This window comes from Burkholderia lata (genome assembly GCF_902499335.1).
Lineage (GTDB): Bacteria > Pseudomonadota > Gammaproteobacteria > Burkholderiales > Burkholderiaceae > Burkholderia > Burkholderia lata_B.
The window spans coordinates 226042-249981 of sequence record NZ_CABVQK010000007.1 but is presented as its reverse complement, the minus strand read 5'-3'; the positions used below and the strand labels follow the sequence as shown (position 1 = coordinate 249981).

Sequence of the window (23940 nt, the reverse complement as noted above, 5' to 3'; positions counted from 1 at the left end):
TTGTCCTTACCAGTTGCGGAACCGGGCCGGCGGCGCATACAGGCCACCCGACCAGTGCACGAGATCCTTGATCGAACGCGCGGCAAGCCAGCGGCGATCGGCGTCGAGCGGATCGATGCCGAGATCCTCCGGGCGACGGATCACGCCGCGCTCGCGCAGCCGCTCGACCATCTTCCGGTCGCGGCCGCGGCCGATCTCGGTATAGCCGGCGACGCCGCGGATCGCGTGCTCGCGTTCGTCCTTGTCGCGGCACATCAGCAGGTTCGCGATCCCTTCCTCGGTGACGATGTGCGTGACGTCGTCGCCGTAGACCATGATCGGCGCGAGGTCGAGCTGCAGCTTGTCGGCAAGCTTCAGCGCATCGAGCTTCTCGACGAACATCGGCACGTTCTTGTCACCGAACGTCTCGCCGATCTGCACGACGAGCTTGCGGCCGCGCCTGAGCGCCGCCGGCGTGTCGGGGTCGGCTTCCGCGCCGGCCTTCAGCCACGGCTCGCTCGGATGACGCCGGCCGCGCGCGTCGCTGCCCATGTTCGGCGCGCCGCCGAAACCGGCAATGCGCTCGGCCGTGACCGTCGACGAATGGCCGGACAGGTCGATCTGCAGCGTCGAGCCGATGAACATGTCGCACGCATAGAGGCCGGCCGTCTGGCAGAACGCGCGGTTCGAGCGCAGCGACCCGTCGGAGCCCGTGAACCATATGTCGGAACGCGCACGGATGTAGTCGTCCATCCCGACTTCCGAGCCGAAGCAGTGGATCTGCTCGACCCAGCCCGACTCGATCGCGGGAATCAGCGTCGGGTGCGGATTGAGCGCCCAGTGCGAGCAGACCTTGCCCTTCAGCCCGAGCTTCTCGCCGTAGGTCGGCAGCAGCAGCTCGATCGCGGCCGTGTTGAAGCCGATCCCGTGGTTCAGGCGCTTGACGCCGTACGGCTCGTAGATGCCCTTGATCGCGAGCATCGCGGTGAGGATCTGCGTTTCGGTGATCGCCGCCGGATCGCGCGTGAACAGCGGCTCGACGTAGAACGGCCGGCCGGCCTCGACGACGAAATGCACGCGGTCGCCCGGAATGTCGACGCGCGGCACCTTGTCGACGATGCGGTCGACCTGCGCGATCACGATGCCGTCCTTGAACGCGGTGGCCTCGACGACCGTCGGCGTATCTTCGGTGTTCGGGCCGGTGTACAGGTTGCCGTCGCGATCGGCGCTGACCGCGGCGATCAGCGCGACCTGCGGCGTGAGGTCGATGAAGTAGCGAGCGAACAGCTCGAGATAGGTGTGCACCGCGCCGAGCGCGATCTTGCCGCCGAACAGCAGCTTCGCGATCCGCTGCGACTGCGGGCCCGAGTAGGCGAAGTCGAGACGCTTCGCGATGCCGCGCTCGAACACGTCGAGATGCTCGGGCAGCACGACGCCCGACTGCACCATGTGCAGGTCGTGGATCTTCGCGCTGTCGACGTCGGCGAGCGCCGTCGCGAGCAGGTCGGCCTGCTTCTGGTTGTCGCCTTCGAGGCAGACGCGGTCGCCGGGCCGCAGCACCGCTTCAAGCAACGCGACGGTGTCGCGCGCATCGACCCGCTTGCCCTGCGCGAAACGCGCACCGGCCGCGAGGCGTGCATCGCGCGCCTGCCGCGCGTGATTCCATCCCGTCATGAACAGTTCTCCCGCTTCGATGGTTCAGCGGCATTCTAAGCCTGGCGCCGCCGCCGATTGATGATGTTGACGAATGCGACTCAGAGGACGCGGCGATGGATGCGGCCCGCGCACGAGCCGCCCATCGGACGGGCCTACGCGCCGACCAGCGCGCGCGTCGTGAAGTACAGCACCGACGGGCCGAGCAGGCAGCCGACGCCCGTATGGAACGTCGCGACCAGCGCGCCGTACGGGACGAGCCGGCGGTCGGTCGCGGCGAGCCCCGCGCTCACGCCGCTGACAGTGCCGGCCAGGCCGCCGAAGATCATCGCGGAACGCGGCGTCTTCAGGCCCATGAAGTTGGCCGCGACCGGCGTGCCGACCATCACGATGATCGCCTTCACGAGCCCCGTCGCGATGCTGAGCGCGATCACGTCGGAGCTTGCGCCGATCGCCGCGCCCGTCACGGGGCCGACGATGTAGGTGACGGCGCCCGCGCCGATGGTCGTCATGCTGACCGCGTCGGTATAGCCGAACACACGCGCAATGCACGCACCGACGATGAACGGCAGCACGGTGCCGAGCAGCAGCGACACGACGCCGACGAGCCCGGCCTTGCGTGCCTCGGTCGGCTGCACTTCGAACGCGGTCGCGACGATCGCGAAATCGCGCAGCATCGCGCCGCCCATCAGGCCGACGCCCGCGAACAGCGGCACGTCGGCAATCCCCTTCTCGCCGCCGGTGAAGGCGCCGCCGACGTAAGCCAGCGCGAGACCGATCACGATCGCGATCGCGGAGCCGTGCACGCGGCCGAACGTGAGCTTGCGCGACGCGATCGACGACAGCCACATGATCAGGCCGACCAGCGCGAACGACGCGACGAGCCCGTTGTGGGCAACAGTTTTTTCGAGCATCTGCAGCATGGCGGCCTCCGTCACTGTTCTTCGAATTGCGGCACGCCCGCGAAGGCCGTGTCGTCGCGCCCGGTGCGCACGAGTACCGCGATGCAGCATGCGCAGATCGCGACCGCGCCCACGGCGGCCAGCAGCGCGACGGGGCCGCCCTTCAGCGCGGCCACGACGTTCTGGTTCGCGGCCATCGCGACGACGACGGGGATGTACATCGCGCCCCAGAAACCGACGCCGGCCTCGGTCTCCTTCGGCAGCCAGCCGCGGCGGTGCAGCCACAGGCGCAGGCAGATCAGCAGCAGCATCGCGATACCGACGCCGCCGACGTTGGTCTTCACGCCGATCGCACTGCCGAGCAGGTCGCCGAGGAACAGTCCGGCCAGGTGGCAGAACGCCAGCAGCGCGGTTCCGTAGATGATCATGAGTCGTCTCCAGTCTCTTCGTGACGGGCGCCGGACGCATGCAGGCGCCGGCCCCGCACGCCGATCCCGTGCGCGGACTCGTCTCCTGCGGCGGTGCGCCGCGGCCCGGCGGCCCGTCTTGCGGGCACGTTCTCGGGCGGTCGATGGGATGATGCGGTTTCGGGCCGGACGCCGGATGCCGTAGACTGAATGAAGCAGCCGCCGGCACGACGCGGGCTACGCGTCCGGTGCGCCCCGTTGCGGGCCGCACCGGGGCGTGATCCGATACTAGCGCCGCAATATCCGGCCATTTATGAAGTTGTCGAAACCGATTCAGTGGATTTAGCAATGCGTCCGTTACCGCCCGAGCTGCTGCGCAGCTTCGTCGCCGTCGCCCAATCCGGCAGCTTCACCGCCGCGTCCGAGCGCGTGAACCTGTCGCAGTCGACCGTCAGCCAGCATATCCGCCGCCTCGAGGAGCTGCTCGACCGGCCGCTGTTCGAACGCGACACGCGCAACGTGCACCTGTCGCAGCACGGCGACGCGCTGTTCCGCTACGCGGTGCGCATCCTCGAACTGATGGACGAAGCCGTCACGTCGGTGTGCGGGCCGCCGCTGTCGGGCAAGGTGCGGCTCGCGATGTCGGAGGATTTCGCGTCGGCGCACCTGACGGCCGCGCTCGCGAGCTTCGTGCAGCGCAATCCGGAAGTCGAGCTCGCGATCTCGACCGGGCTGTCGGGCGACCTGTTCGACGCGCTCGACGAAGGCCGGCACGATCTCGTGTTCGCGAAGCGCATCGCCGGCAGCCGGCGCGGCCGCGTGATCCGCAGCGAGCCGCTGTACTGGTGCACGGGCCCCGATTCGCGGATCACCGGCCACGAGGCCGTGCTGCCGCTCGCGATGCATCCGGAGCCGAGCGTGTCGCGCCGCCGCGTGCTCGAATCGCTCGAGGCAGTCGGGCGGCCGTACCGGATCGCGGTCGTGAGCAGCAGCGTCGCGGTGTTGCGCGCCGCTGCGAGCGCGGGGCTCGGCGTCAGCGCGTTCGCCGGTTACGTGATCCCGGCCGGGCTCGCGCGGCTCGACGCCGGGCTGCCCGAACTCGGCGAGCTCGAATACGTGATCGACCGGCCGGCGGCCGCGTCGCGTTCGACGCTCGCACTCGAGGCGACGCTGATCGCGGCGGCGTCGGAGTTGTAACCGCACCGGCGCGACACACGCACGCGAGATCGCACCCGGCGCCCGCGCCCGGTGCCCGTGCCCGCACCTGACAGCTTTGCCCGGAACGCGTCATCGTCCGCGCAGCACCCGCTCGCGACAATGGGACCCATCGGAACGCACGGCCAGCCGCCGCGCGCGTCCGGTGTCCCGTCCCCTTGATCGGAGCACGCCATGAATGTCTTGCGATTCGCTGTCGCGACCGCCGCAGCCGCCCTGCTGTCCCCCGCCTTTGCCCAGACGACCGATATCGCGGCGCCCGAGCAGGGGCTGACCCGCGCGGAAGTCGTCGCGCAACTCAAGCAGGCCTATCTCGACGGCGAACTGCCGACGAACGACGGCAACTACCCGCCGAACGCCGCGACCCGCGCGCGCAACCGCGAACTCGTGCAGGCCACGAGCCCGGCGTGGCTCGCGCAGACGCCGCAGGCGTCGCAAACCGCCGCACAGCAGTAGCCGGCCGCAGCCCGTACGCGACGCCGCGGCACGGTTACGGCAGGAAGCTGCGGCGCCGCGCGTCAATCAGCTCGACGAGCAAGCGGTCGCGTTCGACTGCCAGTTCCTGCATCGAACGCTCGCCCTGGATCGCGCGCAATTCGTCGTTCAGCTTGCGATCGACGTCCGGATTGAATGAAGGCGTGCCGAGGTCGTCCCACCAGCTCGTGATCGGCCCCGACAGGTGTTCGAGGAAGTGCGCGATACCGCCCGCGCCGCCGCCGAGGTGATACGTCAGGCACTGTCCCATCAGCCCCCAGCGCAGGCCGGGGCCCCATGCGACAGCCTTGTCCGCATCGGCAACGCTCACGACGCCTTCGCCGACGAGGTGATACACCTCGCGGAACAGCGCGGCCGCGAGCCGGTTCGCGACGTGGCCGGTCATCTCCTTGTTGAGGACGATCGTCTGCTTGCCGAGCGCATCATAGAAATCCTTCACGCGAGCGATCACGTCCTGGCTGGTGGCATCGCCGCCGACCAGCTCGACGAGCGGAATCAGGTGCGGCGGATTGAACGGGTGCGCGATCAGGCAGCGTTCCGGATGCTTGTCGCACGCAGTCTGGATGTCGGACATTTTCAGGCCCGACGAACTCGACGCGATCGGCACGTGCGCGGGCAGCACGTCGTCCATCTGCCGGTACAACGCGCGCTTCAGGTCGAGCCGTTCCGGGCCGTTCTCCTGCACGAAATCGACACCGTCGAGCGCGCGCACGAGATCGGCGTCGAACGACAGCCGCGCGGAAAGTTCGGCGGCCCGGTCGCCGAGAAATGCGGCCAGCGCGTCGCGCAGCCGCGCGTCGGCTTGCGGCGCCGGATCGGTCGCGACGACGTCGAAGCCCTGCGTCAGATAGAAGGCGGCCCAGCTCGCGCCGATCACGCCGGCGCCGACGATCGCGATGCGTCGAATGTCCATGATTGTCCCGTGTCGTTGGTCTGCAAATAGATCGCGGCGATTGTCGCATCGAATCGCACGGGCCTGCATTGATGCAGATTTCAGATTCCCTCTTGAAATGCGCTTCGGCTGCCACTAATTACACGTCGTCGGGCAGTGCATCATGCAACGCACTGCCCCCGTTTCGACCCAGTGGAGTTCCCACGTCGCGCCCGCCGCAGGCGTCGCGCCGTCACGTCTCCCGCGTTCCCTGTTCAGGAGGACCAACATGAGCGGTATCCATTTCGGCAGCGACCTGTTCGACGAATTCGCCCGCGTGCAGCGGCAGTTGGCGAACCTGCTGGGCGAACGTCCGTCCGGTATTCGTGCGGTGCGGCCCGGCGCCTTCCCCGCGCTCAACGTCGGCGCCACCGACGGTGCCATCGAGATCGTCGCGTTCGCACCCGGCATGGCCGCAGCCGACTTCGACGTATCGATCGACAAGGACCTGCTGACGATCAGCGGCGAACGCAAGCCGGCACCACGCAGCGAAGACGACGATCTGCGCACCTATGCGCAGGAACGCTTTCACGGCGCATTCCGCCGCGTCGTCGAGCTGCCGCGAGATGCAGACCCCGAGCAGGTCAGCGCCCGCTACGAAAACGGCTGCCTGCTGATTCGCGTCGGCCGGCGCGAGGCATCGAAGCCGCGCGCGATCACCGTTCAATAATATTCAGGATACCGACATGAATGCGAACCCGACCCTGGCCGAGCGTCAGACGAACACCGTTCACCCCGCTGCCGCCGAAGCGACCCGCCGGCCCGCGATCACGCCGGCCGTCGACATCGTCGAGAACCATCTCGGCGTCACGCTGCGGGCCGACTTGCCCGGCGTGCCGCGCGAGAACCTCGACGTGAAGGTGCATGACAACACGCTGACGATCGAGGCCGACACGCACCTCGACACGCCGGCCGACCTGCGCGTGCGGCATGCAGAGATCCGCGCGACGCGCTATGCGCGCAGCTTCGTGCTGAGCCCCGACCTCGACACATCGAGGATCGACGCGAACCTGCGCGACGGCGTGCTGACGCTGACGATTCCGCGCCGCGAGGAAACGCGTCCGCGCCGTATCGACGTGACGGCCGGCAACGCGTAAGCATCGGTGCGTGCCGTTATCCCGCACGCATGAAAAAGCCCCGCCGGGTACACGCCCGGCGGGGCTTTTTTTACGACGTGCGGTGCAATTACGATCAGTCGAAGTCGAACAGGTCGAACACCGATTTCCGGCGACGCTGGCCGTCGTGCTTGTAGCGATCGTCGTGTGAGCGGCCGTCGCGTCTGTCACGGTCGTCGTGCAAGCGGCCGTCGCGCCCCCACCCGCCGTCGTGGCCGCGCGCCGCTTGCGCGTCGTGCCGTACGGACGTCTCGTCGCGACGCACCGGCGCGTCGCCGGTTTCGCGCGCGATCAGCTTGTCGAGTTCGCCGCGATCGAGCCACACACCGCGGCAGGTGGGACAGTAGTCGATCTCGATCGACTGGCGCTCGGCCATCAGCAGGTCGGGCGTCTTGCAGACAGGGCATTTCATCGCGCTTCTCCTTTCCGTGCGAATTTCTTCTGGATTCCGTATGAGGCGCGTGACGCCGGCCGCCGCAGCGGCCCGCGTCACGCGCGGTGGCTCAGTGGCCGTCCGTCGGTGCCGGGCGCTTCGCCTTCGCGCGCCGCGCCAGCATGTTCATGCCTTCGACGAAAGCCGAGAACGCCATTGCCGCGTAGATGTAACCCTTCGGCACATGCGAACCGAAACCTTCCGCGATCAGCGTCATGCCGATCACGACCAGGAACGACAGCGCGAGCATCACGATGGTCGGGTTGCGGTCGATGAAGCGTGCGAGCGGCTGTGCCGCGAACAGCATCACGGCGACGGCGACGATCACCGCGACGAACATGATCGGCACGTGTTCGGTCATGCCGATCGCGGTCACGATGCTGTCGATCGAGAACACGATGTCGAGCATCACGATCTGGCTGATCGCGGCCCACATCGTCAGGCCGACCGCGCCGCCGGCACCGCCCGCGCCTTCACCGTCGCGCGACACGTGGTGATGGATCTCGGTGGTCGCCTTCCAGACGAGGAACAGGCCGCCCGACAGCAGGATCATGTCGCGCCACGAGAACGCATGGTCGAACAGCGTGAACACCGGTTCGGTCAGGCTCGCGATCCACGCGACGCTGCCGAGCAGCGCGAGGCGCATCACCAGCGCGAGCGCGATGCCGAGGCGCTGCGTGCGGGCGCGCTGCGCTTCGGGCAGCTTGTTGCTGAGGATCGAGATGAAGATCAGGTTGTCGATGCCGAGCACGACTTCCATCACGACGAGCGTCAGAAGCGCAGCCCAGACGGCGGGGTCAACGGCAAGCGTCAGCAGGTAGTCCATGAAATGGGCCGATACGAAAGTGGAAAGCCCGATGATATGCCGCCCCGAACTTCGGAAAAATCAGAGAGAATCTGATTTTTGGTTCGGTTTTTCCGAAATTTCGATCCGATGCTCAATTTCCGACATCTGTACTACTTCTGGGTCGTCGTGAAGGAAGGCGGCTTCGCGCGCGCGGCCGGGCGGCTCGACATGGCCGTGCAGACGATCAGCGCGCAGGTGCGCGAGCTCGAAAAAGCGCTCGGGCACCAGTTGCTGCGCCCTGCCGGGCGTGGCGTCACGATGACCGACGCCGGCCAGGCCGCGTTTGCGCGCGCGGAAGTGATCTTCGAAATGGGGCGGCTGATTCCCGATGAAGTGCGCGCGGCGGCCAGCCAGCCGACCGTGCGCCTCGCGGTCGGCCTCGCTGACGGCATCTCCAAGCTCGCCGCGCACGCGATCCTCGCGCCCGTGCTGGATACGCCCACGCTGCGGCTGCTGTGCCACGAAGGCGAGCACGACGCGCTGCTCGCGGAGCTGGCGCTGCATCATCTCGATCTGGTGCTGGCCGGCCAGGGCGCGCCGTCCGGTTCGAACCTGCGCGTGACGAGCGAGCGGCTCGTCGCGTCGCCGGTCGACTGGTATGGCCCCGCGGCGCTCGTCACGCCGGCCGCGCGGCAGCATTTTCCGCAATGCCTCGCCGACCTGCCCGTGCTGCTGCCGACCGCGCATTCGGCGCTGCGCGCGCGCCTCGACCTGTGGCTGGAGGGTGAACGGATCGTGCCGCGTGTGGCCGGGGAATTCGAGGACAGCGCGCTGATGGCCGTGTTCGCGGCGCGCGGCCTCGGCGTGTTTCCGCTGAGCGAGCTCGGCGCGAACGACGCGTCGCTGCTGCGCGGGTTGCGGCGGCTCGGGCGCGCGGGCGACGTGACCGAGGAGATCCACGCGATCCGCTCGCGGCGCGGCGAGCACCATCCGCTGACGGCGCAATTGCTGGCCGCCGCACGCGGCGCACCGGCCGACTGAAGCGAGCGCGACATCAAACGAAACTATAATGACGCCCCGGCCTTACGAGATTGCCGCGCGCTTCATCCAGGCACCGCCCGTTGCGCGACCTCTCGCCAAGCCTTCTGAAAGACGCCATGCACAACCGATTTCGCCTGTTTTCCGTTTCGTGCGCGCTCGCGGCCGCGACCGTGCTGGCGGCGTGCTCGACGCCGCCCAAGCCGATCTACCAGCAGGAACAGTTCGACGCGACGAGCAGCCCGTATGCGCATACGTTCCACTCGAAATCCGACGCGGCCTGCGAGGCCGCGCGGCGCGCGCTGCTGAGCCAGGGCTATGTGGTGTCGTCGTCGCGCAACGACGCGGTCGACGGAAGCAAGAATTTCCAGCCGAACAACGACATGCACGTCGTGATCGAGTTTCACGTCGTGTGTGCGGACGCGAACGCGGACGGCTCGTCGAGCATCGCGTACGTGAACGCGGTGCAGGATCGCTATACGCTGAAGAAGTCGAATACGTCGGCCAGCGTCGGCCTCAGCGTGTTCGGCTCGCTGTCGCTGCCGATCGGGTCGAGCGACGATGCGCTCGTCAAGACCGCCAGCGAGACGATTCCCGCCGGCGTGTTCTATGAGCGCTTCTTCAATCTCGTCGAGCATTTCCTGAAGATCGACCCGGCCCGGCGCGACCGCGCGACCGTCAAGGCCGCCGAGAAGGAACCCGTCACGCCGCTGCCCGAACCCGCGCCGACGCCGCAGGGCGAGCCGATGAAGATGACGACGCCGGTCGTGCCGACGCCGCCCGCGGCGCCGGTGCCGCTTTCGCTGCCGGTCGTGGCGCCGGAGTCGGGCGCGAACGCCGTGCCGGCCGCCGCATCGGCCGTGGCCGTGCCGGCGGCGATGCGCGCTGCCGCGCCGGTGGCGGCATCCGGTTCGGGGTCGGTACCGGCTTCGGGTGCGGCATCTGCGTCGGCCGCCTCGTCGACGCCCTCGCCGGCTATCGCTCCTGCACCGGCGTCAGGATCAGCATCCACGCCGGCTTCGGCTCACGGGCCGGTTTCCGCGCCTGCATCCGCTTCCGGCCCGGCATCGCAACCTGCCGCAGCAGCATCGGCGGCACCGGCCGCGCCTGCGCCCGCGTCCGCCGCATCGGCCCCCGTATCGGCATCGGCACCGTCGGGCACATCACCCGCGCCGGCCGCCGCCAACCCCGTCGCGTCGTCCGCACCGTCCGGCGCGAGCGCCCCGGCCGCAAACTGACCGGTCGCCCGTATCGTCGCGCCCGGCCGCACCCGGCGCAGCGCGACGATACGCAACCTTCCCCGTCATTCCTCACGGGAATTTCCGCGCCGCGGGCTGCCCGCCCGTCGTGTCGCCGACATTGCGTCGACGCTTCGCAACGGGCATGTGTAGCCGATGTCCATGTTCGCCGGGATCGACAGCTGTCCGGCGATTACCCGACAGGCCGGCTTGTGCCGACCGCCCCGCCTACCGCAACGTCGCGTGCAGCTTCTGCAACGGCCCGACTGTCGTCGTCACGCCGTTGCAGACGATCACGGTGATATCCGTCGTCGACGGCCGTCCAGCCGTCACCCGACAGGCCAACTTGCGCCGTCCGCTCCGCCTACCGCAACGTCGCGCTCAGCGTCTGCATCTGCTCGACAGTCGCCGTCACGCCACCGCAGACGATCACGGCGATATCCTTCGCCGACGCAAGCACGGGCACCGGCCGCTCGAGCGCGGCCAGCGCCGCACCGCACGCAGGCTCGACAACGATCCGGTGTTCGTCGATGAATCGCAGCGACGCCGCCACCGCGTCGGCGTCGGACACGACGACCGGATGAATCTCGTGCCGTGTCGCCCATTCGACGGCCGCATCGCACGGCCGCTTCGCGCCGAGCGACGTCGCGATGCTCGTGATCGCCGGTAATTCGACCGGGCGCCCCTGAGCGAGCGAACGCGCATAGCAGTCGGCGCCTTCCGTTTCGGCTGCGACCACCGGCACGTCATGCCAGCCGTTGCGCGCCAGCCCTTCGAGCACGCCACACAGCAGCCCGCCGCCGCCGACCGCGAGCACGATCGCGTCGGGCTTCGGGCCGACCGCCGCCATCTCGTCGATCATCGTCGCGTGGCCCTGCCACAGCACGCGGTCGTCGAACGGATGCACGAACGCATCGTGCTCGCCGAGCGCCGACTGCGCGAACGCGTTCGCCTCGGCCCAGCTCGCGCCGTGCACGACGAGTTCCGCACCCTCGACGCGGATCAGTTCGCGTGCGCGGGCCGACGCGCTTTCCGGCACGACGACGAGCACCGGCACGCCGAGTTCGCGGCCGCAATACGCGACCGCGATGCCCGCGTTACCGCCCGACGACGACACGAAGCGCCGCGCGCCGGCCGCATGACGCGCTTCGCAGACGGCACCGATGCCGCGCAGCTTGAACGAGCCCGACGGCTGCAGCGCATCGAGCTTCAGCCGGACGGTCCTGCCGAGCCGGCGGGACGCGATTTGCGAGCGGATATAAGGAGTCGGTATATGGAGCGGCATGGGACGGAACCAAAGGGAACGGAGGAAACACGCGCGACCCGCGAATGCGAGCGGCAATGACGGTCATCGTACGGCACGCCTCTCATACTTTCCAATACCATCGAATGGCATTTGCTATGCTCTACAGGTATATCATCGAACCGGGACGGATGCCGCATGCGCCAGATTGAATTACGTCACCTGCGCTACTTCGTGGCCGTCGCACAAGCAGGCAGCGTGATGGCCGGCGCGCGCGCGGCCGGCATCGTCCAGCCCGCGCTGTCGCGACAGATCCGCGAACTCGAGGACGCGGTCGGCACGCCACTGCTGGTCCGCCGCGCAACGGGCGTCACGCTCACGGCGGCCGGCGCAAGCTTCCTGCAGGACGCGACCGGCCTGCTCGCGACGCTGCAGGACAGCCGCGAGCGCGCATTGCGCAGCGCGGCCGGCCAACTGGGCGAACTGCGGCTCGGCGCATTGCCGAACTGCCTGCCGCTGCCCGTCTTTGCAAACGTCCTCAAGGCGTTTCGTGACGCGTGCCCGGACGTGAAGCTGTCGATCGCGCCAATGCTGTCGGCCGAACAGGCAAGCGCGCTGGTGCGCGGCCAGCTCGACGGCGGGATCATGGCGTGGCGTCGGGACGAAGCGCCGCACCTGTCGGGCGTGCGGCTGCTGAGCGACCGCTTCGTGCTCGCGATGCCCGCGCCGCCCGGCGGACACTTCACCGCGCCGCGCACGCTGGCCGACGTCGCGAACGAGCCGTTCGTCTGGTTCGACGCGCAGCGCTCCGCCGCGCACCACCGGTTCCTGATGGCGCAGTGCCTGCAGGCCGGCTTCACGCCGCGCATCGCGCAGGTCGGCAGCGACATTCCGACGCTGATCGGCCTCGTCGCGGCCGGAATGGGCTGTGCGTTCGTGCCGGAAAGCGCATCGCCAACCTGCCCGCACACGGTCCGGCTCGTCGCGCTCGACGAGCTCGCGAGCCGCTTCGACATCGAGTTCGTGTTCGACGGTGCGGCAATGCCACCGTCGCCGGTCGTCGCGCGGTTTCTCGAGGCCGTGCGCGATGCGGCCGGCGAAGCGAGCTGACCGGGCAGCGGATACCGGATGGCGGAGGATCTCCGGCAATCAGGCAGCACGATTCGGAGTGCGGCTGACGCGCGGAATCACCCTCCGCCAAACCGTCGCTTTGGCCGCCTAAACAGGCAAATCAAATACACCTTACCCGCGAAAATGCTTTCGACGTGACGATGCCGGACGCCGCAGCGCCGGTGTTTTTAAATTGACACCAAAAACGGCCGTTTAACGCCGGTTCGAATTGCCGTGCGCCGAAATATACTGCGCGCGCATCCAACCCTCGTGCCAAAGAGAGGATGCGTTTCCGCCCCGGTCACGGTCCCCCTGTGGTCGGGGCTTTTTTTGCCCGTGTGCCATGTCTGCAAAGGGTTTCCGGCGATGATGCGATGCTCGCGCGGGATGATGCCCGTCACCTGACGGGCCTGCCCGATCCGCGCGGCTGCGCGTCGCCGGACGGTCAGCGGGCGAATTCCGGATCACTGGGCCGGTCGGCCATCAGTCCGGCTCGAAGCGCCGATGGATCGCGATCTCCCGGTCTAGCGCCGCACCTTTTTCATGACAAACCACTTTTGCAAAGGACGCTCGTTCGCCCGTGCCGCACACGGGCTTCGCACGCACGCTGCATTGTTGAGATGAAATCAACATAATTTCGTCCGTACACGGCTTTTTCGGCAAAAGTCATCCAGGCACACTTCGTCCTGTCCTCAACGGCCCGTGCCTTTGTCCCTCGACTACAGGAGCTCATCGCGTGAACCCCACGACTTCCTCTCCTTCCCGCCCGGGCGGCAGCGCCGCGCTGCCGCTGCTGGCACTCGCCGCCGGTGCGTTCGGCATCGGCACGACCGAGTTCTCGCCGATGGGCCTGCTGCCCGTGATCGCCGACGGCGTGCACGTATCGATTCCGCAAGCCGGCATGCTGATCAGCGCCTATGCGATCGGCGTGATGGTCGGCGCGCCGCTGATGACGCTGCTGCTCGCGCGCTGGTCGCGCCGCTCGGCGCTGATCGCGCTGATGTCGATCTTCACGATCGGCAACCTGCTGTCGGCGTTCGCGCCGGGCTACACGACGCTGCTGCTCGCCCGTCTCGTGACGAGCCTCAACCACGGCGCATTCTTCGGGCTCGGCTCGGTGGTCGCGGCCAGCCTCGTGCCGCGCGAAAAGCAGGCCAGCGCGGTCGCGACGATGTTCATGGGCCTCACGATCGCGAACGTCGGCGGCGTGCCGGCCGCGACCTGGCTCGGCCAGATCATCGGCTGGCGCATGTCGTTCGCGGCGACCGCGGGCCTCGGGCTGGTTGCGATCGCCGGGCTGTTCGCCGCGTTGCCGAAGGGCGAAGCCGGCAAGATGCCCGACCTCCGCGCCGAACTCTCGGTGCTGACGCGCCCCGTCGTGCTCGGTGCACTCGGGACGACCGTGCTCGGCGCCGGCGCGATGTTCACGCTCTACACGTATGTCGCACCGACGCTCGAGCACGTGACCGGTGCGACACCCGGCTTCGTGACCGCGATGCTGGTGCTGATCGGCGTCGGCTTCTCGATCGGCAACATCGCGGGCGGTCGCCTGACCGACCGCTCGCTCGACGGCACGCTGATCGGTTTCCTGCTGTTGCTGATCGCCACGATGGCCGCGTTCCCGGTGCTCGCCAGCACGCACGCCGGCGCCGCCGTCACGCTGCTCGTGTGGGGAATCGCGACGTTCGCGGTCGTGCCGCCGCTGCAGATGCGCGTGATGCGGGCGGCCCACGAAGCGCCGGGCCTCGCGTCGGCCGTCAACATCGGCGCGTTCAACCTCGGCAACGCGCTCGGCGCGGCCGCAGGCGGCGCGGCGATCTCGGCGGGTTTCGGTTATGCGGCCGTGCCGATCGTCGGCGGGCTGATCGCCGCGGCCGGACTCGCGCTCGTCTTCCTGCAGATCGCGCAGCAGCGCCGCGCACCGGCCGCCGCGAATTCGTAATCGCGACACGTCGCGCGCCGGCGATGCATGCCGGAGCCCCGATCCATATCGACTCACGCTCACGGCCGCGCAATGCGGCCATTTTCGTTTTCAGCGATCAATTCCGATTCAACACCCCTTCAATCTTGATAAATCAAAAATAATCACCAATCCCGCAGCACCCCGGATTCAATTAATTTACGGAATACCGAAATCGATTCAATCCGTTCGAATGATTCATTCCCTGCCCCTTCCATTTCATTCGGCGAATTAATTACCCATTCCCCATGGGCCGATTCAACTCGCCAAGTCAGCCGAAAAATTGTATCGAACCCCGCATTAATTACTCACCATTGCTGCACCGCGGGATAATATGTCATTCAAAGCGCTCACGAAAAAATCGGAAATCGCAACGCTCCTCGGCTTTATTCAATCGATACCCCGATCAAATGTAACAAAATGAAACAGCGCAAATTTAAAGATTGAAAGACTTGCCGATTCGTATCAGCATCAGCGATACCGTGGCATGCGAAGCGCGGCATAAATCCAATGAAAAAAACAATCGATGAGGGATCAGTGTGAAAGTCGCCATCGCTTCCATGACATTGTCGCTCGCGCTGTCAATCGGCCTTTCGATTCCCGCCGCCGACGCCGCCACCTATTCGAACGGCACCGCAACCGCCACCTTCAACGTCACGCTGACGCTGCAGCCGAACTGCACGATCGCCGCGAACCCGCTCGCCTTCGGCACCAGCGGGGTGCTGGCCACCGCGATCAACCAGCAGACGACCGTGAGCGTCACCTGTACCAACACGACGCCGTACAACGTCGGTCTCGACGCGGGCACGGTCACGGGGTCGACCGTCTCAAGCCGGCTGATGGCCGGCACGGCGACCGGCAACACGTCGACGACCGTCGGCTTCCAGCTCTACCAGGATGCCGGGCGCACGACGATCTGGGGCAACACGCAAGGCACCGACACCGTGGCCGGCACCGGCACGGGCTCCGCGCAGTCAATTACCGTCTACGGCCAGGTGCCCACGCAGGCGACGCCGAAGCCGGACACCTATCAGACGACCGTCACCGCAACCGTCTACTTCTGACCGGCGCCGCTTCGCATGCTCGCATTCCGTCGAACGCTCGCCGTATTGCTGTGTGCTGCCAGCGCCGCGCACGCCGCGTCGCTGCAGATTTCCCCGGTCACGATCGAATTCAGCACCGACGACACGGCCACCGGCATCACGCTGCGCAATCCGGGCGAGCGCCCCGTGTACGGGCAGGTGCGCGTGTTCCGCTGGGACCAGGCCGACGGCCAGGACACGCTGACGCCCACCCAGGATCTGATGGCCAGCCCGCCGCTCATCCAAGTCGGCACGCAGTCCGAACAACTGATCCGCGTCGTGCGCGCATCGCGCACGCCTGCCGACGCCGAGCAGACCTACCGGCTGCTGATCGACGAGCTGCCGCAGCCCGGCGAAACACCGGCCAACGGCGTGGCGATCCGGCTACGCTATTCGATTCCGGTGTTCGTCGAGCCGGCGACCAACGGCGCGCCGCAGCTCGACTGGGCGCTGCTGCGCGGCAACGGCGGCTGGGTGCTGCGGGTGCGCAACGGCGGCACGCGGCGCGCGCAACTGGCATCGGTCGAACTCGTGACCGGCGACGGCCGCACGTATCCGCTCACGCACGGCCTGCTCGGCTATGCGCTCGCGGGGCGCACGGGCCAGTGGAGCGTGCCGCTGCCGGCCGGCGTCACGCTCGGCGGCAAGGTCACGGTGCGAGCGGCCGTCAATTCGCAGCCGGCCAGTGCGGTCGTCACGGTGGAGCCGCCGGGCTAGACCGCCGGTGCGCCGCCCGGCCTCTCCCCCTTCGCCACGCGCCGGCACGCGTCCGGCCAACGGACGCAGGACGCCGTTCCGTTCGCCGCGCGCCGTGCTCGCGGCCGTCGTGGCCGGCGGCCTGCTCGCGCTCGGCTGCGCACGCGCGGATGAACCCACGGCACTCGTGATGACCGACAGCACGCACGACGTGATCCTCGAAGTCAGCGTCAACGGCGAGAACACGACGCTGCTCGCGCACTTCCGCGAACGCGACGGCCGCCTGTCGGCAAGCGGCGCCGACCTGCACACGATCGGCGTCGCGACCGACCGGCTCGGCATCGCCGACGCGACGACGGTCGACCTCGACACGATTCCCGGCCTGCGCTACCGCTACGACGCGGCGCACCAGAGCGTCGACCTGCAGATGCCCGACACGCTGCGCCGGCCGTACGCGGTCGACAGCCGCGCGTTGCGGCCCACGCAGGCGGCCAGCGCGTCGCGCGGCGTCGCGATCAACTACGAGGCGTACGCGCAGACGCTCGGCGACCGGCAGTACTCGCTCTACACCGACGTGCGCTACTTCGATCCGGGCGGCGTGTTCGACACCACGGGCGTCGCGACCTTCTATAACGGACGCCGGCGCTACACGCGCTTCGATACGTCATGGAGCCGCTCGGACCCGGCACGGCCGAGCACGACACAGATCGGCGACACGATCTCGGGATCGCTCGCGTGGACGCGCTCGGTGCGCCTCGGCGGCCTCCAGTGGCGCAGCAACTTCGCGCTGCGGCCCGATCTCGTGACGTTCCCGATCCCGTCGCTCGCGGGCTCCGCCGCCGTACCGTCGGCGGTCGACCTGTACATCAACAACGTGCGCCAGTACACCGGCAACGTGCCGAGCGGCCCGTTCATCATCCACGACGTGCCGGGCATCACGGGCGCCGGCCAGGCGACCGTCATCACGCGCGACGCGCTCGGGCGCACCGTCGCGACGTCCGTGCCGCTCTACGTCGATACGCGCATGCTGTCCGCCGGGCTGTCGAGCTATTCGTTCGAAGCCGGCTTCCTGCGCCGCAACTACGGGCTGCAGTCGTTCGACTACGACGCGCGGCCGGCCGTCAGCGGCTCGATGCGGCGCGGCGTGACCGATGCGCTGACCGTCGAGGGGCACGCGGAAGCGACCGGCCGCGTGCTCAACACCGGCGTCGGCGCGCTGCTGCGGCTCGGCAACGCGGGCGTCGTGAGCGGCGCGGTCGCAGGCAGCGCCGGCCGCTATCCGGGTACGCAGGTGAGCGTCGGCTACCAGTTGATCGCACCGCGCTTCTCGATCAACGCGCAGACGATCCGCGCGTTCGGCCGCTACGGCGATCTCGCCTCGCGCGACGGCGCGACGGTGCCCGCGGCGACCGACCAGGCAACGCTCGCGCTGCCGTTCATGCACCGCCAGACGCTGTCGCTCAGCTATATCGGCTTCCGGCTGCCGCAAGGCCCGAGCACGCGCATCGGCACGGTGTCGTACACGCTGAGCTTCGGCGATCTCGCGTCGCTGAGCGTGAGCGCGTACCGCGACTTCGCGCAGCAGGGCACGAACGGCGCGTTCTTGTCGCTGAACATCGGGCTCGGGCGCAACACGTCGATCAATACGACCGTCGGGCGCCAGCGCGGCCAGTCGAACTACACCGTCGACGCGAGCCGTCCGCCCGACTACGGCGGCGGTTGGGGCTGGGGCGTGCAGACGGGCGGCACGGGCGCGGTGCCCTACCGGCAGGCACAAGTCCGCTATCTCGGTCATGCGGGCGAAGTCATCGCGGCCGCGCAGAACATCGACCGCCAGACCGGCGCATCGCTCGACGTCAGCGGCGCGCTGGTGTTCATGGACAGCAGCGTGCAGTTGTCGCGTCGCATCTACGACGGTTTCGCGCTGGTATCGACCGATGGCGTCCCGGGCATTCCGGTGCTGCACGAAAACCGCGTGATCGGCACGACCGATCGCGCGGGGCACCTGCTCGTGCCCGACCTGAACGCGTACCAGAACAACCAGATCGCGATCGACTCGATGAAGCTGCCCGCCGATGCGCGGATCACCCGCACGTCGATGACGGTCGTGCCGCAGGCGCAATCGGGCGTCGTCGCGCAGTTCGGCGTGTCGCGCTATCGCGCGGCGTCGGTGATCCTGCGCGACGCCACGGGCCGCCCGCTGCCGGCCGGTGCGCGCGTGCATCACGCCGAAAGCGGCGCGGATACGATCGTCGGCTACGGCGGGCTCACGTTCATCGACGGACTGAAGGAGGACAACCACCTCGTGATCGACTACGGCACGCAACGCTGCGTCGCGGACTTTGCGTTCACCGCGCCCGGCAACGGCACACTGCCGACCATCGGGCCCCTCACCTGCCGGGCCGCGCCATGAGGCTCGCGCTGCTGGTCCTCGTTGCCTTCGTCGCGTGGTTCGGCTCGCCCCGTCACGCACAGGCCGAAAGCTGCACGGCCACCGCATCGGACGTGAGCTTCGGCTCGGTCAGCCCGATCTCGAACGCGCCGGTCGCCGTGACCGGCACGGTCGGCATCACCTGCACGTGGTCGACCGTCTCGCTGACGCCGAACGTGGTCGTATGCCTGAATCTCGGCGGCACGAGCCCGCGCAGCCTCGTCAACGGCAGCAACGCAATGCAGTACGACCTCTATCTCGACGGCGGGCATTCGGTCGCGTGGGGCTCCGTGTATTCCGGCACGACGCCGGCGTCCGTCACGCTCGTCAAACCGGCGCTCGGCACGAGCGCGTCCGCGACGGTCACCGTGTACGGACAGATCACCGGGAACCAGCCGACCGTGCCGACGACCGGCAACAGCACGACGACCTACTCGCAGACGTTCGGCGGCACCACGACATCGATCAACGCCGGGTTCTACCTGCTCGGTGCGCCAACCTGCGCGTCGCTGACGACATCGAACGGAACCTTCCCGTTCAGCGCGACCGCCAACGTCATCAACAATTGCAACATCAACGCGACCAACGTCAGCTTCGGCACCGCGAGCCTGCTGTCGGGCACACTCGCGGCAACGGGTACGATCACCGCGCAGTGCACCAACGGCGACGCGTGGAAAATCGCGCTGAGCGGCGGCAACAGCGGCAACGTGACGGCGCGTCAGATGCAGCGCAGCAGCGGTGGCGGCACGATCGGCTACGGGCTTTACACGGACGCCACGCACTCGGTCGCATGGGGCGACGGCACGGGCGGCAGCGCGACGGTCACGGGTGTCGGCACCGGCACGTCGCAGGTCGTGACCGTGTACGGCGCGGTGCCGGCCCAGACCACGCCCGCGCCCGGCAACTACAGCGACATGATCACTGCGACGATCAGTTTCTAGCGTTCAGCGGCATGAGCGAGCGCACGCGCCGCGCGCGCCGTTCAGAACGTGACGGTCCATGCGGGCGGTGCGCCCGCGCCGACGCTGCGCGGCGCCGATCGCACATCGGGCAGCGGCGCGTGGCTGAGCACGAACGGCGTGCCGTGCACGCAACTGACGCGCGGCATGCCGGCATCGGCGGCGCCCTGCGACTCGCCGGTGCCGATCGTGCAGGTTTCCGGAATGGTGAGACTGACGCGCAGCGGAATCGAGGGCTCCGTCGCGTTCGCGAGCGACCCGACGCCCGGCGCGGCGAGCGCGAGCGCGATCGCACCGCGTCTGATTTGGTCTGCTGTCATCGTGCGGCTCTCCTTCGTGCATTCATTCAGCATAGGCACGAATTATCGGCGTGCGTGCGGAAAACCTGCAACCGCACGCACGCGGTCGCACCCTGCCGCGCCGGTCAGCGCGCGGCGGCGAACCCGCCGAAAAACGCACGCGCATTCGCGTCGAGGCTGTCGAGGTGATAGCCGCCTTCCTGCACGATCACCGTCGGCAACCCGAGTGCGCCGATCGCGCCGCCGAGCCGCCCGAAACCCTCGGTCGTGACGGTCACCTTCGATTGCGGATCGTCCTTGTAGATATCGAAGCCGAGCGCGAGTACGAGCGCATCGGGCTGGAACCGCGCGAGCGCGCGCAGCGCATCGTCGAGCCGCTCGAAGAACGCCGACTCCGGTGCGCCGTGCGGCATCGGCAGGTTGAGGTTGAAACCGTCACCGGCCCCCGTACCCGTCTCCTCCTCATAGCCCGCGACGACCGGGTAGAAGTTGGTCGGGTCGCCGTGGATCGACACGTACAGCACGTCGTCGCGGCCGTAGAAAATCTCCTGCACGCCCTGCCCGTGATGCATGTCGGTGTCGAGGATCGCCACCCGGCGATGGCGGCCGAGCAGCGACTGCGCGGCGATCGCGGCATTGTTCAGGTAGCAGAAGCCGCCGGCCGCGTCGCGGCGTGCGTGATGGCCGGGTGGCCGGCACAGCGCGTACGCCTCGCGCGCGCCGTCGTTGACGTCGGCCGCAGCCGCCAGCGCGCCCTGCGCGGACCAGTACGCGGCGCGCCACGTGTTCGCACCGACCGGGCAACTGCCGTCGGCGAGGTAGCGCGCGGCTTTCGCGAGCACGCCGCGCAGCGGGTTCGGGTCGCGCACGAACACGTTCGACATCACTTCGTCGCCCCAGTCGTCGGGCATCTGCTTCCAGTCGCGATGCGCTTCTTCCAGGAAGCGCAGGTAGTTCATGTCGTGCACGGCCGCGATTGGTGCAGTGCCTCGGTCGGCCGGCTCGCGCACGTCGAAGTCGAGCGACCGGACGGCCGCGACGAGCCGCGCCGCGCGCTCGGGCACTTCCTGCGGTTCACGCATCTGGCCGCGCGACAGGTAGCTGCGCGGATGGTGCAGCAACTGCTCGGGATGGAAATAGGTTTTCATCGTTCGACCTCGTCGGTTTTTCGATTTATCGGTTCGCCGCGTCACGCATCCTGCATGGTGGTCGCCACAGCAACGCCCGCTTCGACATCCGCGTCAACGCCGGCGCGCGCGAGCACCGCATGAAGCAGCACGTTCGTGCCGCGCGTCACGTCGTCGGGCAGCGCATCCTCGGCTTCGTTGTGCGACAGGCCATCGACGCACGGAATGAACACCATCGCGGTCGGAACGCTACGCGCGAGCAGGATCGCGTCGTGCCCGGCGCCGCTGACGATCCGCTCGTTCGTATAGCCGAACGCGGCGGCGGCCTGCGCGACCTGCTCGACGCAGTCGCGATCGAACGGCGTCGCCGGGCTGCGCCAGCAGGTTTCAACCGCGACCTGCACGCCACGCGCGGCGGCGACACGTGCGCACGCATCGCGCAATTCACGCTCCATCGCATCGACTTGCGCGTCGTCGTGATGGCGAAGGTCGACCGTGAACGTCACATCGCCGGCAATGGTGTTGCGCGATGCGTTGCGGATGCCGAGTTGCCCGATCGTCGCAAGCCCACGCGGCGCATAACCGGCGACGATCCGTTCGAGTTCGAGCGCCATCTGCGCGCTCGCGAAATACGCGTCCTTGCGATACGGCATCGGTGTCGTGCCGGCGTGCGCGGCCACGCCCGTCACCGTCACGTCGAGCCAGCGGATCGCCTGCCCGCCCGTGACGATGCCGATCGTCGTGCCGTTCGCTTCGAGCACGGGGCCCTGTTCGATATGCGCTTCGAAGTACGCATCGACCGCACCGCCCGTCGCACGCGTGCCGCGATAGCCGCATGCATCGAGGGCCGCGCCGAGCGTGACGCCATCGGCGTCCTGCTTCGCGAGCGCATCGTCGAGCGGCAATGCGCCCGTGAACACGGCCGAGCCGAGCATCGCCGGTGCGAAGCGCGCGCCCTCCTCGTTGGTCCACGACACGATCTCGAGCGGCTTGCCGGTCGCGATGCCTGCGTCGTTCAGCGTGCGCACGAGTTCGAGCGCGGCGAGCACGCCATAGACGCCGTCGAAGCGGCCGCCTTCGGGCTGCGTGTCGAGATGGCTGCCGATCAGCACCGGCGCAGCCTGCGCATCGGTGCCGTCGCGCCGCGCGAACAGGTTGCCGACCGCGTCGACGCTCACCGTCATCCCCGCGTCGCGGCACCACTGCGCGAACAGGTCGCGCCCGCGACGGTCGTCTTCGGTGAGCGCGAGGCGCCGCACACCGCCGCGCGGCGTCGCGCCGACGCGCGCCATGTCCGCCAGGCTCTGCCACAAACGGGCGCCGTCGATTTCCAGCAGGTCTTTCATGTGCACTCCGGATGAATTCGTTCGTTGAGGTTCACTGCGAGCCGAGCGCTTCGGCGGCGGCCGGCCGTGCCGCGCGGCGCGCGTCGAGCGCGACGATGCAAAGCAGTGAGATGCCGGCAAGACACGTGTAGAACACCGCGAGCGGCCACCACTGGCCCGCGAAGCGATGCGCGAGCCACGTGCCGACGAGCGGCGTCAGCCCGCCCGCGATCGCGCCGCAGATCTGGTAGGCGAGCGAGATCGCCGAATAGCGCACGTGCGCGGGAAACACATCGCTGACGAAACCCGCGATCACCGAATAGAAACCGGCCATGCAGACCACCGCGAGCGCGATACCGGCGATCAGCGACGCGGACGTGCCGCCCTGCACGAGCATGAACATCGGATACGGCGACAGCATCGCGAGCAGCGCCGCGAGCTTCAGGAAGCGCGCGCCGCCGATGCGCTCGGCGGTCCACGCGGCGATCGGCTGCGCGACGAACTGGATGATCGCGACCACGAACAGGCTGTCGAGAATGAGCGATCGCGAGACACCGACGTACTGCGTCGTGTACGCGATCATGAACGTGTTCGTGAAATAGACGCCCGCGATGCCGATCGTGTTCGCGCCGATGCAGAGCGCCACGAGCCCCGATGCGGAGCGGAACACTTCCGCGACCGGCAGCTTCACCGTGCGGTTGGTTTCCTTCACGCGTGCGAATTCCGGCGACTCGTTCACGCCGAGGCGGATCAGGATGCCGACCACGAGCAGCACCGAACTCGCGAGAAACGGCAGGCGCCAGCCCCACGCGAGGAAGTCGGCCTTGTCCATCGACGTGACCGCGCGAAACGCGATCAGCGACAGGATCAGCCCCGCCGGACTGCCGAGCTGCGCGAACGACGCGAAGAACGTGCGGCGCCCCTGCGGCGCATGCTCGCCCGCCATCAGCACCGCGCCGCCCCATTCGCCGCCGACCGCGATCCCCTGCACCACGCGCAGTGCGACGAGCAGCACCGGCGCGAGCATGCCGACCTTCGAATAATCGGGCAGCAGCCCGACGCAGACGGTCGCGACGCCCATCATCATCAGCGTCGTCATCAGCGCCTTCTTGCGGCCGATGCGATCGCCGAGGTGGCCGAAGATCACGCCGCCGAGCGGCCGCGCGAAGAAGCCGACCGCGAACGTCGCGAACGACGCCATCGTGCTGACGAAGCGGTCATGCGACGGGAAATAGAGTTCGCCGAACACGAGCGCGGCGGCGGTCGCGTAGATGTAGAAGTCGTACCACTCGATCATCGTGCCGATGAACGCGGCCGTCGCGGCGCGTCCCGGCTGGCGGGCGGAAGGAAGGGACTGGGTCATGCGGGCTCCTGACGCGCGCCGCTGCGGAGCGACGCGCAATATCGTGTGACGGCCGTCTGTCGCGGCCTTGCGCCGCACGCTGCGGCACCCCTCCTTTATCGGCGACCGCAAATCATTAGTCAAATTTCAAGTTATTATTCACCGTATAAATT

The 23940-nt window shown here is 68.2% G+C and carries 23 protein-coding genes; 12 read left to right on the top strand and 11 right to left on the bottom strand.

The annotated features are described in order from the left end of the window. Window positions 1–6: 6 nt before the first annotated feature. The 3 genes from mdcA to madL all read right to left on the bottom strand — a co-directional run bounded on the left by mdcA (window position 7) and on the right by madL (window position 2962). Complete coding sequence (gene mdcA, locus BCO18175_RS19165; RefSeq protein ID WP_174969485.1) at window positions 7–1653, bottom strand: malonate decarboxylase subunit alpha; 1647 nt, start codon at window positions 1651–1653, stop codon at window positions 7–9. Window positions 1654–1787: 134 nt separating this feature from the next. Continuing rightward, entirely contained in the window at window positions 1788–2555 is a 768-nt protein-coding gene (gene madM, locus BCO18175_RS19160) for a malonate transporter subunit MadM (protein WP_174915244.1), read from the bottom strand. Between the two features lie 11 nt (window positions 2556–2566). After that, on the bottom strand, window positions 2567–2962 hold the full coding sequence (madL, locus tag BCO18175_RS19155) for a malonate transporter subunit MadL (protein WP_034186756.1): 396 nt from the start codon (window positions 2960–2962) through the stop codon (window positions 2567–2569). Window positions 2963–3289: 327 nt separating this feature from the next. Here madL and BCO18175_RS19150 point away from each other — a divergent pair, with 327 nt between their 5' ends. Then, window positions 3290–4138, top strand: a complete 849-nt coding sequence (locus tag BCO18175_RS19150; RefSeq protein WP_174915243.1) for a LysR substrate-binding domain-containing protein — start codon at window positions 3290–3292, stop codon at window positions 4136–4138. Between the two features lie 192 nt (window positions 4139–4330). After that, entirely contained in the window at window positions 4331–4612 is a 282-nt protein-coding gene (locus BCO18175_RS19145; protein WP_174983198.1) for a DUF4148 domain-containing protein, read from the top strand. Between the two features lie 34 nt (window positions 4613–4646). Here the strand turns inward: BCO18175_RS19145 and BCO18175_RS19140 are convergent, their stop codons facing one another. After that, window positions 4647–5564: a 3-hydroxyacyl-CoA dehydrogenase NAD-binding domain-containing protein gene (locus BCO18175_RS19140; RefSeq protein ID WP_174983196.1), complete on the bottom strand. Its 918-nt coding sequence runs from the start codon at window positions 5562–5564 to the stop codon at window positions 4647–4649. Window positions 5565–5811: 247 nt separating this feature from the next. Between BCO18175_RS19140 and BCO18175_RS19135 the strand changes: the two genes are divergently transcribed. Both BCO18175_RS19135 and BCO18175_RS19130 read left to right on the top strand, forming a co-directional pair. Then, a complete protein-coding gene (locus BCO18175_RS19135; protein WP_174983194.1) occupies window positions 5812–6252 on the top strand; it encodes an Hsp20/alpha crystallin family protein in 441 nt (146 codons plus the stop codon). A 16-nt stretch (window positions 6253–6268) separates the two neighbouring features. Further along, window positions 6269–6679, top strand: coding sequence for an Hsp20/alpha crystallin family protein (locus BCO18175_RS19130; RefSeq protein ID WP_174983192.1), 411 nt, complete (start codon window positions 6269–6271; stop codon window positions 6677–6679). Window positions 6680–6773: 94 nt separating this feature from the next. Here BCO18175_RS19130 and BCO18175_RS19125 read toward each other — a convergent pair whose 3' ends face one another. Further along, complete coding sequence (locus BCO18175_RS19125; RefSeq protein WP_174983191.1) at window positions 6774–7109, bottom strand: zf-TFIIB domain-containing protein; 336 nt, start codon at window positions 7107–7109, stop codon at window positions 6774–6776. A 91-nt stretch (window positions 7110–7200) separates the two neighbouring features. After that, window positions 7201–7956: a TerC family protein gene (locus BCO18175_RS19120; protein WP_174983189.1), complete on the bottom strand. Its 756-nt coding sequence runs from the start codon at window positions 7954–7956 to the stop codon at window positions 7201–7203. A gap of 108 nt (window positions 7957–8064) precedes the next feature. Between BCO18175_RS19120 and BCO18175_RS19115 the strand changes: the two genes are divergently transcribed. Next, window positions 8065–8958: a LysR family transcriptional regulator gene (locus BCO18175_RS19115; protein WP_174969491.1), complete on the top strand. Its 894-nt coding sequence runs from the start codon at window positions 8065–8067 to the stop codon at window positions 8956–8958. A 116-nt stretch (window positions 8959–9074) separates the two neighbouring features. After that, on the top strand, window positions 9075–10193 hold the full coding sequence (locus tag BCO18175_RS19110; RefSeq protein ID WP_174983187.1) for a DUF2242 domain-containing protein: 1119 nt from the start codon (window positions 9075–9077) through the stop codon (window positions 10191–10193). Window positions 10194–10557: 364 nt separating this feature from the next. On the opposite strand, the gene BCO18175_RS19105 is transcribed toward BCO18175_RS19110, so the two are convergent. Next, window positions 10558–11478: a pyridoxal-phosphate dependent enzyme gene (locus BCO18175_RS19105; protein ID WP_174983186.1), complete on the bottom strand. Its 921-nt coding sequence runs from the start codon at window positions 11476–11478 to the stop codon at window positions 10558–10560. 156 nt (window positions 11479–11634) lie between these two features. On the opposite strand from BCO18175_RS19105, the gene BCO18175_RS19100 reads away from it, so the two are divergent. From BCO18175_RS19100 to BCO18175_RS19075, 6 genes are all read left to right on the top strand, one after another. Next, window positions 11635–12546, top strand: a complete 912-nt coding sequence (locus tag BCO18175_RS19100; RefSeq protein WP_174983183.1) for a LysR family transcriptional regulator — start codon at window positions 11635–11637, stop codon at window positions 12544–12546. A 736-nt stretch (window positions 12547–13282) separates the two neighbouring features. Then, a complete protein-coding gene (locus BCO18175_RS19095; RefSeq protein ID WP_174983181.1) occupies window positions 13283–14488 on the top strand; it encodes an MFS transporter in 1206 nt (401 codons plus the stop codon). 578 nt (window positions 14489–15066) lie between these two features. After that, a complete protein-coding gene (locus tag BCO18175_RS19090; protein WP_174983179.1) occupies window positions 15067–15570 on the top strand; it encodes a Csu type fimbrial protein in 504 nt (167 codons plus the stop codon). Window positions 15571–15585: 15 nt separating this feature from the next. Further along, entirely contained in the window at window positions 15586–16305 is a 720-nt protein-coding gene (locus tag BCO18175_RS19085; RefSeq protein WP_174983177.1) for a fimbrial biogenesis chaperone, read from the top strand. A gap of 7 nt (window positions 16306–16312) precedes the next feature. Then, window positions 16313–18697 carry a fimbria/pilus outer membrane usher protein gene (locus tag BCO18175_RS19080; RefSeq protein WP_174983175.1) on the top strand — a complete coding sequence of 795 codons (2385 nt, stop codon included), beginning with the start codon at window positions 16313–16315 and terminating at the stop codon, window positions 18695–18697. After that, entirely contained in the window at window positions 18694–19656 is a 963-nt protein-coding gene (locus BCO18175_RS19075; RefSeq protein WP_174983173.1) for a Csu type fimbrial protein, read from the top strand. The genes BCO18175_RS19080 and BCO18175_RS19075 overlap by 4 nt, the downstream gene beginning before the upstream one ends. Before the next feature lie 41 nt (window positions 19657–19697). Here the strand turns inward: BCO18175_RS19075 and BCO18175_RS19070 are convergent, their stop codons facing one another. The 4 genes from BCO18175_RS19070 to BCO18175_RS19055 all read right to left on the bottom strand — a co-directional run bounded on the left by BCO18175_RS19070 (window position 19698) and on the right by BCO18175_RS19055 (window position 23788). Next, window positions 19698–19994: a hypothetical protein gene (locus BCO18175_RS19070; RefSeq protein WP_174983171.1), complete on the bottom strand. Its 297-nt coding sequence runs from the start codon at window positions 19992–19994 to the stop codon at window positions 19698–19700. A gap of 104 nt (window positions 19995–20098) precedes the next feature. Further along, entirely contained in the window at window positions 20099–21121 is a 1023-nt protein-coding gene (locus BCO18175_RS19065) for a histone deacetylase family protein (RefSeq protein ID WP_174983169.1), read from the bottom strand. Window positions 21122–21162: 41 nt separating this feature from the next. After that, a complete protein-coding gene (locus tag BCO18175_RS19060; protein WP_174983167.1) occupies window positions 21163–22446 on the bottom strand; it encodes a Zn-dependent hydrolase in 1284 nt (427 codons plus the stop codon). A gap of 31 nt (window positions 22447–22477) precedes the next feature. Then, on the bottom strand, window positions 22478–23788 hold the full coding sequence (locus tag BCO18175_RS19055) for an MFS transporter (RefSeq protein ID WP_174915224.1): 1311 nt from the start codon (window positions 23786–23788) through the stop codon (window positions 22478–22480). Between the last annotated feature and the right edge of the window lie 152 nt (window positions 23789–23940).

Coding starts and splice junctions, on each gene's coding strand:
- BCO18175_RS19145 (WP_174983198.1), top strand. CDS start 4,331: ATGAATGTCTTGCGATTCGCTGTCGCGACCGCCGCAGCCGCCCTGCTG.
- BCO18175_RS19075 (WP_174983173.1), top strand. CDS start 18,694: ATGAGGCTCGCGCTGCTGGTCCTCGTTGCCTTCGTCGCGTGGTTCGGC.
- BCO18175_RS19060 (WP_174983167.1), bottom strand. CDS start 22,446: ATGAAAGACCTGCTGGAAATCGACGGCGCCCGTTTGTGGCAGAGCCTG.
- mdcA (WP_174969485.1), bottom strand. CDS start 1,653: ATGACGGGATGGAATCACGCGCGGCAGGCGCGCGATGCACGCCTCGCG.
- BCO18175_RS19120 (WP_174983189.1), bottom strand. CDS start 7,956: ATGGACTACCTGCTGACGCTTGCCGTTGACCCCGCCGTCTGGGCTGCG.
- BCO18175_RS19090 (WP_174983179.1), top strand. CDS start 15,067: ATGACATTGTCGCTCGCGCTGTCAATCGGCCTTTCGATTCCCGCCGCC.
- BCO18175_RS19140 (WP_174983196.1), bottom strand. CDS start 5,564: ATGGACATTCGACGCATCGCGATCGTCGGCGCCGGCGTGATCGGCGCG.
- madL (WP_034186756.1), bottom strand. CDS start 2,962: ATGATCATCTACGGAACCGCGCTGCTGGCGTTCTGCCACCTGGCCGGA.
- BCO18175_RS19150 (WP_174915243.1), top strand. CDS start 3,290: ATGCGTCCGTTACCGCCCGAGCTGCTGCGCAGCTTCGTCGCCGTCGCC.
- BCO18175_RS19055 (WP_174915224.1), bottom strand. CDS start 23,788: ATGACCCAGTCCCTTCCTTCCGCCCGCCAGCCGGGACGCGCCGCGACG.
- madM (WP_174915244.1), bottom strand. CDS start 2,555: ATGCTGCAGATGCTCGAAAAAACTGTTGCCCACAACGGGCTCGTCGCG.
- BCO18175_RS19130 (WP_174983192.1), top strand. CDS start 6,269: ATGAATGCGAACCCGACCCTGGCCGAGCGTCAGACGAACACCGTTCAC.
- BCO18175_RS19125 (WP_174983191.1), bottom strand. CDS start 7,109: ATGAAATGCCCTGTCTGCAAGACGCCCGACCTGCTGATGGCCGAGCGC.
- BCO18175_RS19135 (WP_174983194.1), top strand. CDS start 5,812: ATGAGCGGTATCCATTTCGGCAGCGACCTGTTCGACGAATTCGCCCGC.
- BCO18175_RS19100 (WP_174983183.1), top strand. CDS start 11,635: ATGCGCCAGATTGAATTACGTCACCTGCGCTACTTCGTGGCCGTCGCA.
- BCO18175_RS19070 (WP_174983171.1), bottom strand. CDS start 19,994: ATGACAGCAGACCAAATCAGACGCGGTGCGATCGCGCTCGCGCTCGCC.
- BCO18175_RS19085 (WP_174983177.1), top strand. CDS start 15,586: ATGCTCGCATTCCGTCGAACGCTCGCCGTATTGCTGTGTGCTGCCAGC.
- BCO18175_RS19065 (WP_174983169.1), bottom strand. CDS start 21,121: ATGAAAACCTATTTCCATCCCGAGCAGTTGCTGCACCATCCGCGCAGC.
- BCO18175_RS19115 (WP_174969491.1), top strand. CDS start 8,065: ATGCTCAATTTCCGACATCTGTACTACTTCTGGGTCGTCGTGAAGGAA.
- BCO18175_RS19105 (WP_174983186.1), bottom strand. CDS start 11,478: ATGCCGCTCCATATACCGACTCCTTATATCCGCTCGCAAATCGCGTCC.
- BCO18175_RS19110 (WP_174983187.1), top strand. CDS start 9,075: ATGCACAACCGATTTCGCCTGTTTTCCGTTTCGTGCGCGCTCGCGGCC.